Raw genomic sequence first — 16,206 nt, forward strand, 5'->3', positions numbered from 1 at the left:
GGGCATGTTCGGAAAATTAACACTAGATGCAGTTCCGCTCCATGAGCCGATTATCGTTGTTACACTGATTGCTATTGTCCTTGGTGGGCTTGGCTTAGTCGGTGTGATCTCCTACTTCGGTAAGTGGAAATGGCTGTGGAAAGAATGGTTAACCTCTGTTGACCATAAGAAAATTGGTGTCATGTACATCATTGTGGCGATGGTCATGTTATTCCGTGGCTTCGCTGATGCAATCATGATGCGTGGGCAGCAAGTTCTAGCTTCTGCTGGCCAAGAGGGTTTCTTAAATCCTCATCACTATGACCAAATCTTTACCGCGCACGGCGTTATCATGATTTTCTTCATGGCAACTCCATTCGTTGTTGGTCTGATGAACTTAGTTGTGCCTCTGCAAATTGGTGCACGAGATGTGGCGTTCCCATTCCTTAACTCATTGAGCTTCTGGTTCTTTGTTGTTGGTGTTGTATTAATCAACATCTCTCTAGGGGTAGGTGAATTCGCACAGACTGGTTGGCTGGCTTATCCGCCGTTATCAGGCTTGGAGTACAACCCTGGGGTCGGGGTCGATTACTGGCTCTGGAGTCTCCAGATATCCGGTATTGGTACACTATTAACAGGGGTTAACTTCATCGCGACTATTATCCGTATGCGTACGCCGGGTATGTCGATGATGAAAATGCCTGTATTCAGCTGGGCTGCGTTATGTACTAACGTATTGATTGTTGCTGCTTTCCCTATCTTAACTGTTACATTAACGCTTCTGACGTTAGACCGTTATTTAGGTACCCATTTCTTCACTAATGATATGGGCGGCAACATGATGATGTACATCAACCTGATTTGGGCATGGGGTCACCCTGAGGTGTATATCCTTGTTCTCCCAGTGTTCGGTGTATTCTCTGAAGTTGCAGCAACCTTCTCGAAAAAACGTTTATTCGGTTATACCTCATTAGTTTGGGCGACAATCGTGATTACCGTTATGTCCTTCATCGTTTGGTTGCACCACTTCTTTACGATGGGTTCAGGAGCGAACGTTAACGCCTTCTTTGGTATCGCCACAATGATTATCGCAATCCCTACAGGGGTTAAGATTTTCAACTGGTTGTTTACCATGTACCAAGGTCGTATCGAATTTAAATCACCTATGCTGTGGACTATCGGTTTCATCATCACCTTCTCTGTCGGTGGTATGACGGGTGTTCTGCTTGCTGTTCCAGGTGCAAACTTTGTTCTGCATAACAGTTTATTCCTGATTGCTCACTTCCATAACGTTATTATTGGTGGTGTTGTATTCGGATGCTTCGCGGGTATGACTTACTGGTTCCCGAAAGCATATGGCTTCACGCTAAATGAGAAATGGGGTGTTCGTGCCTTCTGGTTCTGGATCATCGGTTTCTTCATGGCCTTTATGCCACTGTATATTCTTGGCTTTATGGGTATGACCCGTCGTTTAAGTCAGAATATTGACCCGACTTACCACACAATGCTAGTTGTTGCTGCGGGTGGTGCTGCGTTAATCGCAATCGGTATTGCATGCCAAGTTATCCAAATCATCGTGAGTATCCGTGACCGTCATGAAAACCGTGATTTAACCGGTGACCCATGGGGTGGACGTACACTTGAGTGGGCGACATCTTCTCCACCACCATTCTATAACTTTGCGATTGAACCTCACGTTCAAACTCGTGATGCGTGGTGGGATCTAAAAGAAAAAGGCCTTGCTCACAAGAAACCGGCTTCATATGAAGAAATTCATATGCCTAAAAATACAGGCGCTGGCGTTATCATCGCTGCATTTAGCTTGGTTTTAGGTTTCGCAATGATCTGGCACATCTGGTGGCTCGCAATCATTGGTTTCGGTGGAATGATCGTAACTTGGATTGCAAAAAGCTTCGACGAAGATGTTGATTACTACGTACCTGTGGCTGAAATCGAAGAAATCGAGAATAAGCACTTTGAAGAATTGCGTAAGGCAGGTGTGAACGATGTCAACTAATACAATGACTAACCAAAATATCGCCCATGCTGAGCATGGGCACCACGATGCAGGTGGAACAAAAGTATTCGGTTTCTGGCTCTATATTATGAGCGACTTGATTCTGTTTGCTTGTTTGTTTGCTACCTATGTTGTTTTGGCCGATGGAACTGCCGGCGGACCAGCTGGTAAAGATATCTTCAGTCTGAAGTTCGTATTAGGCGAAACCTTCTTACTGTTAGTGAGTAGTATTACTTACGGCTTCGCAATGATCGCGATGCATAAAGGTAAGATTGCTGCCGTTAACTTATGGCTGTTTGCAACGTTCCTGTTAGGCCTTGGCTTCGTGATCATGGAAGTCTATGAGTTCCATGAACTGATCGCAGAAGGCTTTGGTCCTGACCGTAGCGGTTTCTTATCTGGCTTCTTTGCACTTGTTGCAACACACGGTCTGCACGTAACAGCAGGTCTGATTTGGATTATCATTATGATGATTCAAGTGACTCGCCGTGGCTTGACTGATGTCAATAAAACACGTTTAAACTGCCTAAGTTTGTTCTGGCACTTCTTAGACGTTGTTTGGATTTGTGTATTTACCGTTGTTTATCTTCTGGGGGCTATTTAAATGAGTCATGCAAAAGATGCTCACACTGGAGCAAGCCACGGTAGCGTTAAAACATACCTAATTGGCTTTATTCTATCAGTTATCCTGACAGTGATCCCTTTCTGGATGGTGATGGAAGGTACAGCGTCAACCTCAGCAATCCTTTGGACTGTAGTAGGTATGGCCGTTGTGCAAATTCTAGTTCATTTGGTTTGTTTCTTACATATGAATACATCATCAGATGAGCGCTGGAATTTAGTTGCCTTCCTGTTCACGATGCTAATTGTTGGTATCGTGGTCATCGGCTCGCTGTGGATTATGTACAACCTGAACATCAATATGATGCTCGACTAAAGAGTTGCCGATATGTTTAAGCAATACCTGCAAGTGACCAAACCAGGAATTATATTCGGAAACTTGATTTCTGTGATCGGTGGTTTTTTATTGGCTTCAAAAGGGTCAATTGATTACCCACTGTTCGTTGCGACTTTGCTAGGTGTATCACTGGTCGTGGCTTCTGGTTGTGTTTTTAACAACTACATCGACCGTGATATCGACCGTATCATGGAAAGAACGAAGAATCGCCCTTTAGTTAAAGGGTTGATTGATCCGAAAGTTAGCCTGATTTACGCTGCTGCATTGGGTATTGCTGGTATGGTGCTGCTACTTGTAGCAGCCAATGCGCTGGCAATGCTGCTTGCAGTTATCGGTTTCATTGTTTATGTAGGTGTTTATAGCCTATATATGAAACGTAAATCCGTTTATGGCACGCTGATTGGCAGCCTTTCAGGCGCAGCACCACCGGTTATCGGTTACTGCGCTGTTACAAATGAATTCGATATGGGTGCTCTTATCCTGTTATTGATATTCAGTTTGTGGCAGATGCCTCATTCTTATGCCATTGCTATCTTCCGTTTTAAGGATTACAAAGCCGCAAACATTCCTGTGTTACCGGTTATTAAAGGAATTTCCGTCGCGAAGACGCACATTTTCCTGTATATCCTAGCGTTTATGGTCGCAACATTAATGTTAGCTATCAGCGGATACGCGGGCTATAAGTACCTCATCGTAGGTGCAGCAGTCAGCTTATGGTGGCTAGGTATGGCAATTTCGGGTTTCAAAACCGAAAATGACGACCGAGTCTGGGCAAGAAAACTATTCATCTTCTCAATCGTAGCAATTACTTCATTGAGTGTAATGATGTCAGTTGATCCTATAGTCTCAAGCGATACTGTTATAGCTCTCGTCAGATAACTTATCTGTTTACTGATGATAACAATGTCTAAACGGCGGGCCTTCCCCGCCGTTTTTATTTGTCTCTAACTGCTTTTACAACTCACTTTTACTTATTCTGCCTATCCTTATGAATCTATTTTATGGTTAAATAGCCGCTTGCCATTGATAAGCTAGATATTAAATGCACTATTAAAATTCTAATAGATTGATACTAAAAATATAACACCACAACGTACTGCATATCTGTTCAAGTTGTTGTATTTACTAATATGTGACCTAAGTAGCAGAGAGAAGCCAACACCGCTACAGCACGAAATATGAAGAATAAAAATGAATGATAACAAAATGACATCCGCAGAGCTTAGATCCACTTGGGGATTAGGCTCTGTTTTCTCCTTGCGAATGCTTGGAATGTTTATGGTATTACCTATTTTGACCAGCTATGGGATGCATTTACAGGGAGCTAACGAGTTCTTAGTAGGTGTCGCTATTGGTATCTACGGTCTTAGCCAAGCTATTTTCCAAATCCCTTTTGGTTTGATGTCAGACAAAATCGGAAGAAAGCCTTTAATTATTATTGGGTTAGTCATTTTTATTATCGGAAGTATCGTTGCAGCATTAAGCGATTCTATTTGGGGAATTATTATTGGGCGTGCTTTACAAGGCGCCGGAGCAATTTCTGCTGCTGTTATGGCGCTACTCTCTGACCTAACTCGAGAGCAAAATCGGACTAAAGCCATGGCATTTTTGGGTATTAGTTTCGGTTTAACTTTTGCCATTGCCCTAGTTCTTGGCCCAATACTCACCAACGTGGTGGGGTTAAGTGGCCTATTTTGGGGAATTGCACTACTTGCAGCTGGTGCTATTGCAGTGACTGTTTTTATTGTTCCTAGTACCAATACTCATGTTCTAAACCGTGAGTCTGCATTTGTGCAAGGTAATTTAAAAACGGTTTTAATGCACCCTCAGCTATTCAAGTTAAATATAGGTATCCTCAGCTTACATACCCTACTGATGTCCAGTTTTGTTGCTCTACCTCTTATTATGACTGATTCTGGTTTTTTAGCGAAAGACCACTGGAAAGCCTATTTAATCACAATGTTAATCGCCTTTGTTACCGTACTTCCTTTCATAATTTATGCGGAAAAATACCGCAAAATGAAGCAGGTCTTCTTATTTTGTATTGTCGTTTTAGCATTAGCTGAAATTACCTTATGGCTTTCTGGTAATCACTTATGGGTGATTTTCTTAGGTATCCAACTATTTTTTATTGCTTTCAATATCATGGAAGCTATTTTGCCGTCTCTCATAAGCAAAGAGGCACCTGCGGGTTATAAAGGAACTGCCATGGGCGTATACTCCACCAGCCAGTTTTTAGGTGTTGCCATTGGCGGTATTGTCGGTGGGTGGTTGTACAGCTTTGAAGGTGCTAATACGGTTTTTATTGGCGGACTAATATTAACCATTATCTGGTTTATCATTAGCTTAACTATGCAGCAACCTCCGTATGTCAGCAGTATTCGTATTGAATTACCCAATCATATTGGAGATACAAGGGCTCTTGAGAAGAAATTACAAGCCCAGAAAGGGGTGATGGAAGCACTCGTCGTTGACGAAGAATATAGTGCTTATGTTAAAGTTGATAGAAAAATCATCAATCGAGAACAACTTGAAGCGCTCATAAATCAGTAAAAATTAGCCCGCTAGCGCGGGCTTTAAACGAATACTTGAAAAATAACTAGTCGCGGAAGTTATTAAACTGAAAAGGTTGTCCTAAGTTCCCGCCACGAACTAATGCCATAACCGATTGTAAATCATCGCGGGCTTTACCTGTCACACGCACTTGGTCACCTTGAACTTGTGCTTGGACTTTCAGTTTACTGTCTTTAATCAATTTAACGATTTTTTTGGCAATTGCAGCATCAATACCTTGCTTGAACGTAACTTCAACACTATAGGTTTTTCCACTATGAACGATATCTTCAGGCACATTCAATACCGCACCATCAATACCACGTTTTGCCATTTTTTCTCTTAAAATATCAACTAACTGAAGTACCTGGAAATCAGATTCGCTAGTGATTTTAACTGATTCATTTTTGTCATTGAGCTCAAAACTGGCTTCGACATTTTTAAAATCCCAACGGCTGGTTAACTCACGCTGCGCATTCTCCACCGCATTACGTACTTCATTCATTTCCACTTCAGATACAATGTCAAATGATGGCATAGCTAGAACCTCACTGATAATTTTTAGATTGTGCGCATGATAACGTTTTTACTCACATTACTTCAAGTTATCGGAGCCTATGATATTTCGTTAACTACAACTTCGTATGGTAAAAGGTTATACTGGCGATAAATCAATTCCGCCTTACCTTATAAGACGTTAAAGTCCCATATTCAAAGGGGAAACAATGAAAATAACTCTAATTGGTTGTGGTGCGATAGGTAAACTGTGGCTTGCTTCACTTGCAATACAAGGGCATGACATACAAGGTTGGCTACGTGTTGCACAGTCTGATTTATTCGTCGATGTTAATGAACCTGATGGACGTACTTTCCGAGAGCTGATTCCTTCTAATAATATTAACCACTTACAAACCAGTGAATTAATCATTGTCTGTTTAAAAGCATGGCAAGTTTCTGATGCTTTATTACCTTTGATTAATACTATCCCAGAAAATACGCCTATTTTATTACTGCATAATGGCATGGGAACGGTTGAAGAGCTGACGCCTTTACGCCATCCTATCTTAGCGGGCGTCACAACCCATGCGGCTTGGCAAGAAAATAACCAAGTATTTCATGTCGCAAATGGGATCACACATATTGGCGCTATCAATTCCCAAGCACAAGCATACTACCCAATAGCAGATATCTTGCATGAAGCCTTACCTGATGTGGCTTGGCATAATAATATTTTAACCACTTGCTGGCGTAAATTGATTGTAAACTGTGTCATTAACCCACTAACAGTAGAACATGACTGTAAAAATGGCGAATTAATCCAACATTCTGCACAAATATCTCGGATCATTGATGAAATATGTCATGTTATGGCAGCAGAAGGGCTGCATACGGATAAAGCAGAGCTAACAGAGTATATTTACGGCATTATTGATAATACCGCTGATAACTATTCTTCTATGTTACAAGATATACGAAACAATCGCCGGACAGAAATTGATTACATCACTGGCTTTTTAATCAAACAAGCACGAGCTCATGGGATCAGTACACCTGAAAACGATCGCCTTTACCATTTAGTCAAAAATAGAGAACAACAATATGACGACTTCCGTTCTAATCTGCATCGCTCATGGTAGTGAAGAAATTGAATTTACCATTACTGCTGATTTATTAGTTAGAGCAGGCATTGATGTGACTTTAGCGAGCGTGACGGAAGATGGTTCTTTAACCATTACCGCTTCACGAGGGCTAAAAATTAGTGCCGATACCCCATTAATTAAAGTTGCTGATGAACCTTTTGATGCCATTGTACTGCCTGGTGGTATGACTGGAGCGGAAACATTTCGTGATAGCCCACTGGTTGTGGAAAAAGTTCGCCGAATGCATCTTGATGGTAAAATTGTGGCGGCTATTTGTGCGGCGCCAGCGCTTGTACTTGAATATCACCAATTGTTTCCGCTAGGTAATATGACTGGTTTTCCATCAATGAAAGATAAAATCCCAGCCCATAAATGGGTCGACCGCCGAGTCTACTTTGATGAACGCGTTAATTTATTAACAAGTCAAGGGCCCGCAACGTCCTTTGATTTTGCCTTAAAATTGATTGAGTTATTGGTCGGACGCGAAATTGCAGGACAAGTTGCAGCCCAATTAGTTTTACCTAATGGTATTAATGATTATTTAGAGGATTAACGGAAAAATTCGCTATTAACAACGAATAATTAAAATAATTTAATTGTTTGAATAATAAAGAATTAAAATCAAAACCCTCAACAAAAAACCTTTGTTTATCACCATTTTTTGCTATGATTGCCGCGGGTGCTTGGATCAGTTTAGTTCAAGCATTTGTGAGAGCCAAAAAGACGAAAGCCCCGAATTTAGATGTTAATCTTAATCCGAGGCAGTTTCCAAATCTCAACAATTTGATTCTGTCTCCTTTTAGAAAAGGAGTCAAGAGGAATGGCCAAAATTGCCCTTCTGGGGCTAGTTACCGTGTGCCTTACGGTGTTGTGTTTTTCGTTATTGATGCAAGAAAGGCTGTGCTCTTTCAGTATCAGTAGCGGAAACACACTGGTTCAAGCTACGTTATCTTGCGATAACTAGTCTTGTGGGGGAAATTCCCCCACATTTCTCTTTAATGATGATTTGGTGGTACAAGCACCCTGTTATTCTTCTACACGCTTTTTCATTGCTATCTCAGCTAAATCAACAATCATATTAATACCAATGATTATCAAACCATCTTAATTGCATGAATTTAAACAATTTATTATCGAGATTTAGCTGTAATTAGATTTGTTTATCACCATTTTTTGCTATGATTGTCGCGGGTGCTTGGATCAGTTTGGTTCAAGCATTTGCCAGAGCCAAAAAGACGAAAGCCCCGAATTTAGATGTTAATCTTAATCCGAGGCAGTCTCAAACCCTCACAATTTGATTCTGTCTCCTTTTAGAAAAGGAGTCAAGAGGAATGGCCAAAATTGCCCTTCTGGGGCTAGTTACCGTGTGTCTTACGGTGTTGTGTTTTTCGTTATTGATGCAAGAAAGGCTGTGCTCTTTCAGTATCAGTAGCGGAAGCACGCTGGTTCAAGCTACGTTATCTTGCGATAACTAGTCTTGTGGGGGAAATTCCCCCACATTTCTCTCTGATTGTGAATTGGTGATACAAGCACCCTGTTTTAAACTATGGGCGATAAACCTTTATATTTTCATAACCTTGCTCTTTTAGGTATAGCGCTTGCAAGCGGCTCATTACCCCACGGTCACAATATAATAAATAGGTTTTATCTTTTGGTAAGTCACCAAATTGCGTGCTCAACTTATAGAATGGAATATGCTTAACTTCCATTCCATCGACATTCAGTGGCTTATCTTCAAATTCATCAATTGAACGAATATCTAAAATCACTTCATTTTCAATTGAAAGCTCACTCACCATTTCAATTTCAGGAACTTTTTCAAGGCTTTCTTGTGCAATTTGTCGAATATCAATATTTTGCGCTTGCTCAACAACAGACTCTAAAATACCAAAATCAAAATTGGCTTCTTCTGCTTCAATACGCGCTTTCACCGCTTTAACGGTTGGGCTTTTTGAAATCACACCGCAATATTCGGGCATGGTTTTTGCGAAATCTTCAGTGCCAATTTGGCGAGCTAGTTTGATAATGTGTTCTTTATCATGGGAAATTAATGGCCTTAATACTAAGGTATCAGACGCATTATCAATCAAACGTAAGTTTGTTAGGGTTTGGCTGGAAACTTGCCCAAGAGCTTCACCCGTGACAATCGCCTGCACGCCATAACGCTCTGCAACTTTAGATGCAGCTCTTACCATCATACGTTTGAGCACAACCCCCATTTGGCCATCATCAACTTTTTCTAAAATTTCAGCGACAACAGGCTCAAAATTTACAGCAATAAAACGGACTTTATGGGAGCTACCAAAACGGTTCCACAGATAATGTGCGATTTGCTTCACACCAATTTCATGAGCTGCACCGCCTAAATTAAAGAAACAGTAGTGAACACGACAACCACGGCGCATCAACATATAGCTAGACACACCTGAATCAAAACCACCAGAAATGAGTGATAACACATCTTCTTGAGTCCCAATAGGGAAACCACCGATACCTTCAATACGTGCTTTAACTAAAATAAGTTTATCATCTTCGATTTCTAAGTGAATCGTGGTATCAGGGTCTTTAAGCTTAACTTTTGCAGAGGCAATGTGTTGATTTAACCCACCACCGATATACCGTTCAGCGTCAATAGATGAAAATTCATGTTTACCACGACGTTTTACCCGCACACAGAATGTTTTATTTTCTAATGATTCACCATAGGCTTCGTGTGTCATTTCGTAAATATGATGTAGACTGGTAAACGGTTTTTCTTCCACTTCGAGAATATGGTGAATACCTGGAATGCGCCCTAGCATGTCACAAATTTCGTCGTGTTTTGTTTCTCCCTTCACACGCACTTCAATGTTATCCCAATTACGGACAACCGAAATCTCTTCGCCAAGTGGTTTAAGCACGTTACGGATATTACTGGTCAAAATTTTAATAAAACGTAGCCTAACAGTTTGGCTTTTAATGGTAATTTCTGGGAATAACTTAATGATAAACTTCATAATAGCTGCATGTTCATGGTGGTTGGGGGCAAACGAATGTGCCTTAACAGAGACACATGACACGTTACCAATTGTCAATAAAGAGGCGTATTATAACACTATCTTGCGGGTTGAATCTAAAAACCCCAATAATAAATTGTAACCGTAGCAAGACTGCGTTAGTCTGCTGAATATTTAAAATCCCTCGAATTAACTGATTTCACATTAGTGGCTAAAGACTATGGCTAAAGAAAAAACTCAGCAAGTTCCGACTGTTAGTTTTGAAAACTCGCTTCAAGAGCTAGAGCAGATCGTCGCTCGCCTAGAATCTGGTGAACTTCCCTTAGAAGATGCCCTTAATGAGTTTGAACGTGGTGTTCAAATTGCTAAACAAGGTCAAAAAGTATTACAGCAAGCAGAGCAACGTGTACAAATTTTGCTAAGCGATGACGAAAATAAACCTCTAGCCGATTTTTCACCTGATACAGAATAAATTATGTCTGAACAACATTTAGATAGCTTTACGCAGCAACAAAAGCAAGCCTACGACAGAGTCAATCAATACCTATTAGATGCCTTAAATGCGCTGCCATTTGCAGACCTCCCACTTGCTCAGGCGATGCGCTATGGCACATTATTGGGTGGAAAACGCTTACGTCCATTTTTAACTTATGCCGTCGGTTCTATGTTTGGTGTTAGCCAAGAAAACCTTGACGCTCCAGCTGCTGCAGTCGAATGTATTCATGCTTATTCATTAATCCATGATGATTTACCTGCAATGGATGATGATGATTTGCGTCGTGGCCAACCGACTTGTCACATTAAGTATGGTGAAGGCAATGCAGTGCTTGCTGGAGATGCATTACAAACATTGGCATTCCAATTACTGTCATCTGCGCCAATGCCTGATGTGACAGACAAAGACCGCATAGCGATGATTGCAGAGTTATCATACGCAAGTGGCTTAGCGGGAATGTGTGGCGGGCAAGCTCTTGATTTAGAAGCAGAAGGAAAGCAAGTTGACCTTGAATTTCTTGAGCGCATTCATCAACATAAAACAGGGGCATTAATTCGTGCAGCAATCCGTCTTGGTGCTTTTGCTGCTGGTGAAAAAGGTCAAAAATTACTGCCTGTTTTAGACAAATATGCACAATCCATCGGTCTTGCCTTTCAAGTACAGGACGATATCCTAGATGTTATCGGTGATAGCGAAGTCACAGGTAAACGCCAAGGAACGGATGCCGAACATGAAAAAAGTACCTATCCATCGCTATTAGGGCTTGAAGTTGCTCAGAAAAAAGCACGTGAGCTATATCATGATGCGGTAGACGCTTTAGAGACTCTCCAGTCCCATGGATATAATATAGAAATGTTAAGCGCTTTAGCTAATTTCATTATTGAACGTAAAAGCTGACAATATGCTTTGCCTTTTGGCTACAAGAAGATCGATAATTACGGCAATTTATTACCCTAATGCATCTTCGAATCATTCCTATAACCAAAAAAATAGATGGATTACTTCTTAATCACTCGAGTTATAGGCAGACGATAAACGAAGGCAACCCAACAGCAGATAGAAGCTTTATGCTGCTAAATACTGAGAATAGTCATTTTATTGTGGCTAAATAAGTTGGGTTTTTTATTAATTATAAGTGAGCAACTAATGAGTATTGATATCGCTAAATATCCCACGCTAGCCTTGGCAGAGACACCAGATGAGCTTCGTCTGTTGCCTAAAGAAAGTTTGCCTAAGCTTTGTGATGAACTCAGACAATTCTTGCTGAGTAGCGTGGGTCGCTCTAGCGGTCACTTTGCTTCTGGCCTCGGTGCTGTTGAACTCACCGTCGCATTACATTATGTCTATAAAACTCCATTTGATAATCTTGTTTGGGATGTCGGCCACCAAGCCTACCCACATAAGATATTAACGGGTCGCCGTGACCGTATTGATACCATCCGTCAAAAAAATGGTCTACATCCCTTTCCATGGCGCGAAGAAAGTGAATATGACATTTTAAGCGTTGGCCATTCCTCAACATCCATTAGTGCCGGTTTAGGTATGGCCATTGCTGCAGAAAAAGAGCAACAAAGCCGTAAAACAGTTTGTGTGATTGGTGATGGCGCCATCACCGCTGGAATGGCATTTGAAGCAATGAATCATGCAGGGGATGCCGCACCTGACATGTTGGTTATCTTAAACGATAACGAAATGTCTATTTCAGAAAATGTTGGCGCACTAAACAATCACTTAGCTCACTTACTTTCTGGAAAGCTCTATACAACATTACGTGAAGGTGGGAAAAAAGTTTTTTCTAACATGCCACCTATCAAAGAATTATTGAAAAAGACAGAAGAACACATTAAAGGCATGGTCGTACCGGGGACCATGTTTGAAGAATTAGGTTTTAACTATATTGGCCCCGTTGACGGTCATGATGTTGTTGCCTTAGTTCAAACGTTAAAAAATATGCGTGACTTAAAAGGACCGCAATTTTTACATATCATGACCAAGAAAGGTCGCGGTTATGAGCCGGCAGAAAAAGACCCAATTAGCTGGCATGCAGTTCCTAAATTTGACCCAAGTACATTCACTTTGCCCAAAAGCAAAGAGACCGGACCGACATTCTCTAAAATTTTTGGTGATTGGCTGTGTGAAGAGGCTAAAAATGATGGCAAGTTGATGGCTATCACCCCTGCAATGCGTGAAGGCTCTGGTATGGTTCGGTTTTCTAAAGAATTCCCTGATCAATACTTCGATGTCGCGATTGCAGAGCAACATGCTGTCACCTTTGCTGCAGGCCTTGCTATTGGTGGCTATAAGCCTATCGTTGCTATCTATTCGACTTTCTTGCAGCGTGGTTACGACCAAGTCATTCATGATGTGGCTATCCAAAAGGTGCCTGTCATGTTTGCGATCGACCGAGCCGGTATTGTAGGAGCTGATGGGCAAACTCACCAAGGTTCTTTTGATATTTCATTCCTGCGCTGTATACCAACCATGGTTATTATGGCTCCAAGTGATGAAAATGAGTGCCGCCAAATGCTACATACTGGCTACCATTATCAAGATGGTCCATGTGCGGTTCGTTACCCTCGAGGCACAGGAACAGGCGCTGAGTTACAGCCGCTATCACCGCTGCCTATTGGTAAAGGTATTGTTCGTCGCCAAGGTGAGAAGGTCGCTATCTTATGCTTTGGTACCTTATTAAGCCACGCATTGGTCGCCGCTGAGCGGCTTAATGCAACTGTTGTTGATATGCGCTTTGTGAAGCCTTTAGACGAAGCGCTTATCCTTGAAATGGCCAATACTCATGATGTACTTGTCACTCTCGAAGAGAATGCCATCATGGGTGGAGCAGGTAGCGGTGTGAATGAATTCTTAATGCATGAGAAAAAAATCATTCCAACCTTAAACCTTGGCTTACCTGACTATTTTATTTCTCAAGGTACCCAAGAAGAACTTATTGCTGAACTGGGCTTAGATTCCACAGGTATTGTTAATTCTATTAATAACTACTTAGCCAAATAATTTTTATCTCTAGGAGGGCATTGCATCAACACGCAATGCCCTATTCAATCACAAAGCCAATCACTCTTATTCTCTTTCTTAATATATTAGAAAATTATTTAACTCTTTGTTATTGCTTATTCGCTAATATCCAATTAAAAAAATCACCCATGTCACATTTTTATTATATTTCAAGATCATTACAATCAAATATAAAACCAAATATAATCAGTTTATCTACAACGATATTCAGTTATTTACCTAAAATCAGAATATAAACAAAACTTTTGTCTTGAATGTAAATTTTCACAATAAAGGCATGCAAATCATTTTGAAATCCATTAATATGAAGCTTGTCACTGTATGACGGCGTAATTTAGGCTCTGAATTATATTCGACACCTATCATTATGAAATATAAGTTTTATATTAAAACAATGATAATTAACATTAAAAACGAATATATTATTTTAACAATTTTAACCAGAAGTTAATAATTGATTATTTTGTTTTCTTAATTAACAAACCAGGAAACAAATAAACGCTATTCCAACTACAATTTGCATATAGTTTCTTTTTATTTAGCCAATTTTAATAAATAGATTTGGGAGCGCTTATGTGTGGACAATATATTAATGAACCCTTGTATTTATCTATCGCAAACTGGGTAATGAAACAAGGCCATTGGACTACAGCTAGAGAAATATCTAATCACTTTGATATTCCGCATCCTAATGCTGTCAATATTGTTTCTTATATTTTATCTGATGTTGCTGAAATTCAGTGTGAAGTAAAAATGATCCCAAATAAATTATCGGGACGAGGCTGCCAATGTCAGCGGCTTATTAAAGTTAAGAAAATTGATAACCAGCTTTATGCTCGTTTAAGAAGCCATCAAACTGAAAAAGTCACTATCGATTCCCCAATGAAAGCGGCCTCTATGCCACCAAGTGAATTAAATCGAGAGCAAAAATGGCGATGGATGCTGTCAAAAGCACAACGTCGTTAAACTTATTTTTCAGTTTTATACCAATAAAAAACGCAGACTTCACCATCTGCGTTTTTTATTTTACGGCCTTTTAGTGAATCACTGGCCCTTAGGTTTTACATCTGTTGTACCAAATAATTTGGGTCGATTAACTTCAAGCTCTGTCAGCGGTTGGGTTTCCTGTAATTGTTGATGATATCGGCCTGCTAAGTCTTGATATTCTTTCGTATTTAACCGTTTCCAATGCAGTTCTTCATCAGTCACTGAGCGTAAAAAGCGCGCAGGACTTCCGACCAACATCTGACGATTTTCGCCTTGAAAACCGGCCTTAACAAAACTCATCGCAGCAACAATACTTTCCTCACCAATCACTGCGCCATCCATAACGACACTGTTCATTCCGACCAAAGCATCACGGCCAATAATGCATCCATGTAAAATAGCTCCGTGGCCTACATGCCCACATTCATGGACAATGGTTTCGACACCACTATAGCCATGCATAATGCAGCAGTCCTGAATATTTGCCCCTTTTTCTATGATCAAGCGGCCATAATCCCCACGTAAAGAGGCATTCGGCCCAACGAAAACCCCTTCACCAATAATCACATCACCAATCACTACCGCTGATGGGTGAACATATGCAGTAGGATGAACAACCGGGATAACACCTTCAAAAGCGTAAAAACTCAAAATTCACCTCACTGCTAGATTAATTAGCGACCTTTCCAGTTTGGAGAACGTTTCTCAGAGAAAGCCAATGGCCCCTCTGTGGCATCTTCGGAATGAAGAACCGCAGGATAATGAGTCAGTACACCACTGCGCATTAATTTATAGCCCTCTTCGACAGTAAGCTCCCCTGTCGCGCGGAAAATTTCTTTTAGAGCAGCAACTGCTAATGGCGCACTTTGCGTAACTTGTTCTGCAAGTTCACGGGCTTTATCCATCAGACTCTCAATAGGCACTACATCGTTAGCTATTCCCCAACGTAAAGCTTCTTGTGCATCCATTCTTCTGCCAGTCATAACCATTTCATTCACGATTGGCGCAGGTAAAATTTTAGGTAAACGTAAAACCCCCCCGCTATCTGGAACAATACCGAGCTGAGCCTCAGGTAATGCAAAACTGGCATTTTCAGAACAAATTATCATATCTGCCGCTAAAGCCAGTTCAAAACCGCCACCAAATGCATATCCATTCACCGCCGCAATAACAGGTTTGTTTAAATTAAAAATTTCAGTCAAACCGGCAAAGCCACCTGGGCCAAAGTCAGCATCAGGGGCTTCACCTTCTGCCGCCGATTTTAAGTCCCAGCCTGCAGAGAAAAATCGCTCTCCTGCCCCTGTGATAATTGCAACACGCAACGAAGGGTCATCGCGAAAATTAAGGAAAACCTCCCCCATTTTGAAACTGGTTTTTGCATCTATTGCATTGGCTTTAGGCCTATCGAGTATGATTTCTAAAATAGCGCCATTTCGGGTAATTTTTAATGATTCGCTCATAATATAATCCTTTCTTCGTCGTGCAGTGACGCTTCAGGTTGCAGGTATGCAGCCCGAAATGTATGCAAAATTAATCAAGTTTGTCGA

General features: G+C 40.9%; 17 protein-coding genes. 13 read left to right on the forward strand and 4 right to left on the reverse strand.

Annotated features, from left to right (window positions below):
- The first annotated feature begins 4 nt into the window (after positions 1-4).
- From cyoB to PSE72_RS10750, 5 genes are all read left to right on the forward strand, one after another.
- Positions 5-1,996 (forward strand): cytochrome o ubiquinol oxidase subunit I, encoded by a 1,992-nt coding sequence (gene cyoB / locus PSE72_RS10730; protein ID WP_004914540.1) that lies wholly within the window; start codon positions 5-7, stop codon positions 1,994-1,996.
- Positions 1,986-2,600, forward strand: coding sequence for a cytochrome o ubiquinol oxidase subunit III (locus tag PSE72_RS10735; RefSeq protein ID WP_042846920.1), 615 nt, complete (start codon positions 1,986-1,988; stop codon positions 2,598-2,600). The genes cyoB and PSE72_RS10735 overlap by 11 nt, the downstream gene beginning before the upstream one ends.
- Positions 2,601-2,933 carry a cytochrome o ubiquinol oxidase subunit IV gene (locus PSE72_RS10740; RefSeq protein ID WP_004905459.1) on the forward strand — a complete coding sequence of 111 codons (333 nt, stop codon included), beginning with the start codon at positions 2,601-2,603 and terminating at the stop codon, positions 2,931-2,933. It abuts the gene before it with no gap.
- 12 nt (positions 2,934-2,945) lie between these two features.
- Positions 2,946-3,833, forward strand: coding sequence for a heme o synthase (gene cyoE, locus PSE72_RS10745; RefSeq protein WP_004914545.1), 888 nt, complete (start codon positions 2,946-2,948; stop codon positions 3,831-3,833).
- Positions 3,834-4,145: 312 nt separating this feature from the next.
- Positions 4,146-5,507, forward strand: coding sequence for an MFS transporter (locus PSE72_RS10750; RefSeq protein WP_115166646.1), 1,362 nt, complete (start codon positions 4,146-4,148; stop codon positions 5,505-5,507).
- Positions 5,508-5,553: 46 nt separating this feature from the next.
- Here PSE72_RS10750 and PSE72_RS10755 read toward each other — a convergent pair whose 3' ends face one another.
- Complete coding sequence (locus PSE72_RS10755) at positions 5,554-6,045, reverse strand: YajQ family cyclic di-GMP-binding protein (protein ID WP_004914551.1); 492 nt, start codon at positions 6,043-6,045, stop codon at positions 5,554-5,556.
- Positions 6,046-6,232: 187 nt separating this feature from the next.
- Between PSE72_RS10755 and panE the strand changes: the two genes are divergently transcribed.
- The 4 genes from panE to PSE72_RS10775 all read left to right on the forward strand — a co-directional run bounded on the left by panE (position 6,233) and on the right by PSE72_RS10775 (position 8,622).
- Complete coding sequence (panE, locus tag PSE72_RS10760) at positions 6,233-7,144, forward strand: 2-dehydropantoate 2-reductase (protein ID WP_004914553.1); 912 nt, start codon at positions 6,233-6,235, stop codon at positions 7,142-7,144.
- Entirely contained in the window at positions 7,107-7,700 is a 594-nt protein-coding gene (gene yajL / locus PSE72_RS10765) for a protein deglycase YajL (RefSeq protein ID WP_004914556.1), read from the forward strand. The genes panE and yajL overlap by 38 nt, the downstream gene beginning before the upstream one ends.
- Before the next feature lie 267 nt (positions 7,701-7,967).
- Complete coding sequence (locus PSE72_RS10770) at positions 7,968-8,111, forward strand: Hok/Gef family protein (protein ID WP_004905468.1); 144 nt, start codon at positions 7,968-7,970, stop codon at positions 8,109-8,111.
- Positions 8,112-8,478: 367 nt separating this feature from the next.
- Complete coding sequence (locus tag PSE72_RS10775; protein ID WP_004914564.1) at positions 8,479-8,622, forward strand: Hok/Gef family protein; 144 nt, start codon at positions 8,479-8,481, stop codon at positions 8,620-8,622.
- 69 nt (positions 8,623-8,691) lie between these two features.
- Here the strand turns inward: PSE72_RS10775 and thiI are convergent, their stop codons facing one another.
- Complete coding sequence (gene thiI, locus PSE72_RS10780) at positions 8,692-10,143, reverse strand: tRNA uracil 4-sulfurtransferase ThiI (protein WP_198641845.1); 1,452 nt, start codon at positions 10,141-10,143, stop codon at positions 8,692-8,694.
- Between the two features lie 220 nt (positions 10,144-10,363).
- Between thiI and xseB the strand changes: the two genes are divergently transcribed.
- The 4 genes from xseB to caiF all read left to right on the forward strand — a co-directional run bounded on the left by xseB (position 10,364) and on the right by caiF (position 14,638).
- Positions 10,364-10,615: an exodeoxyribonuclease VII small subunit gene (gene xseB, locus PSE72_RS10785; RefSeq protein ID WP_004914571.1), complete on the forward strand. Its 252-nt coding sequence runs from the start codon at positions 10,364-10,366 to the stop codon at positions 10,613-10,615.
- A 3-nt stretch (positions 10,616-10,618) separates the two neighbouring features.
- On the forward strand, positions 10,619-11,536 hold the full coding sequence (ispA, locus tag PSE72_RS10790; protein ID WP_115166644.1) for a (2E,6E)-farnesyl diphosphate synthase: 918 nt from the start codon (positions 10,619-10,621) through the stop codon (positions 11,534-11,536).
- 249 nt (positions 11,537-11,785) lie between these two features.
- Positions 11,786-13,651, forward strand: a complete 1,866-nt coding sequence (gene dxs, locus PSE72_RS10795; RefSeq protein ID WP_115166643.1) for a 1-deoxy-D-xylulose-5-phosphate synthase — start codon at positions 11,786-11,788, stop codon at positions 13,649-13,651.
- A 594-nt stretch (positions 13,652-14,245) separates the two neighbouring features.
- Positions 14,246-14,638 carry a carnitine metabolism transcriptional regulator CaiF gene (gene caiF / locus PSE72_RS10800; RefSeq protein WP_115166642.1) on the forward strand — a complete coding sequence of 131 codons (393 nt, stop codon included), beginning with the start codon at positions 14,246-14,248 and terminating at the stop codon, positions 14,636-14,638.
- 78 nt (positions 14,639-14,716) lie between these two features.
- Here the strand turns inward: caiF and caiE are convergent, their stop codons facing one another.
- Positions 14,717-15,310 (reverse strand): carnitine operon protein CaiE, encoded by a 594-nt coding sequence (caiE, locus tag PSE72_RS10805; RefSeq protein ID WP_272690960.1) that lies wholly within the window; start codon positions 15,308-15,310, stop codon positions 14,717-14,719.
- A 23-nt stretch (positions 15,311-15,333) separates the two neighbouring features.
- The gene (gene caiD, locus PSE72_RS10810) at positions 15,334-16,119 is read right to left on the reverse strand and encodes a crotonobetainyl-CoA hydratase (RefSeq protein WP_115166640.1); all 786 of its coding nucleotides are present in this window, start codon (positions 16,117-16,119) and stop codon (positions 15,334-15,336) included.
- Positions 16,120-16,206: the final 87 nt, after the last annotated feature.

Source organism: Providencia sp. PROV116, from assembly GCF_028482485.1.
GTDB classification, from domain to species: Bacteria; Pseudomonadota; Gammaproteobacteria; order Enterobacterales; family Enterobacteriaceae; genus Providencia; species Providencia rettgeri.

Coding starts and splice junctions, on each gene's coding strand:
- thiI (WP_198641845.1), bottom strand. CDS start 10,143: ATGAAGTTTATCATTAAGTTATTCCCAGAAATTACCATTAAAAGCCAA.
- xseB (WP_004914571.1), top strand. CDS start 10,364: ATGGCTAAAGAAAAAACTCAGCAAGTTCCGACTGTTAGTTTTGAAAAC.
- caiD (WP_115166640.1), bottom strand. CDS start 16,119: ATGAGCGAATCATTAAAAATTACCCGAAATGGCGCTATTTTAGAAATC.
- PSE72_RS10755 (WP_004914551.1), bottom strand. CDS start 6,045: ATGCCATCATTTGACATTGTATCTGAAGTGGAAATGAATGAAGTACGT.
- cyoE (WP_004914545.1), top strand. CDS start 2,946: ATGTTTAAGCAATACCTGCAAGTGACCAAACCAGGAATTATATTCGGA.
- caiF (WP_115166642.1), top strand. CDS start 14,246: ATGTGTGGACAATATATTAATGAACCCTTGTATTTATCTATCGCAAAC.
- PSE72_RS10770 (WP_004905468.1), top strand. CDS start 7,968: ATGGCCAAAATTGCCCTTCTGGGGCTAGTTACCGTGTGCCTTACGGTG.
- ispA (WP_115166644.1), top strand. CDS start 10,619: ATGTCTGAACAACATTTAGATAGCTTTACGCAGCAACAAAAGCAAGCC.
- dxs (WP_115166643.1), top strand. CDS start 11,786: ATGAGTATTGATATCGCTAAATATCCCACGCTAGCCTTGGCAGAGACA.
- panE (WP_004914553.1), top strand. CDS start 6,233: ATGAAAATAACTCTAATTGGTTGTGGTGCGATAGGTAAACTGTGGCTT.
- yajL (WP_004914556.1), top strand. CDS start 7,107: ATGACGACTTCCGTTCTAATCTGCATCGCTCATGGTAGTGAAGAAATT.
- PSE72_RS10750 (WP_115166646.1), top strand. CDS start 4,146: ATGAATGATAACAAAATGACATCCGCAGAGCTTAGATCCACTTGGGGA.
- PSE72_RS10775 (WP_004914564.1), top strand. CDS start 8,479: ATGGCCAAAATTGCCCTTCTGGGGCTAGTTACCGTGTGTCTTACGGTG.
- cyoB (WP_004914540.1), top strand. CDS start 5: ATGTTCGGAAAATTAACACTAGATGCAGTTCCGCTCCATGAGCCGATT.
- PSE72_RS10735 (WP_042846920.1), top strand. CDS start 1,986: ATGTCAACTAATACAATGACTAACCAAAATATCGCCCATGCTGAGCAT.
- PSE72_RS10740 (WP_004905459.1), top strand. CDS start 2,601: ATGAGTCATGCAAAAGATGCTCACACTGGAGCAAGCCACGGTAGCGTT.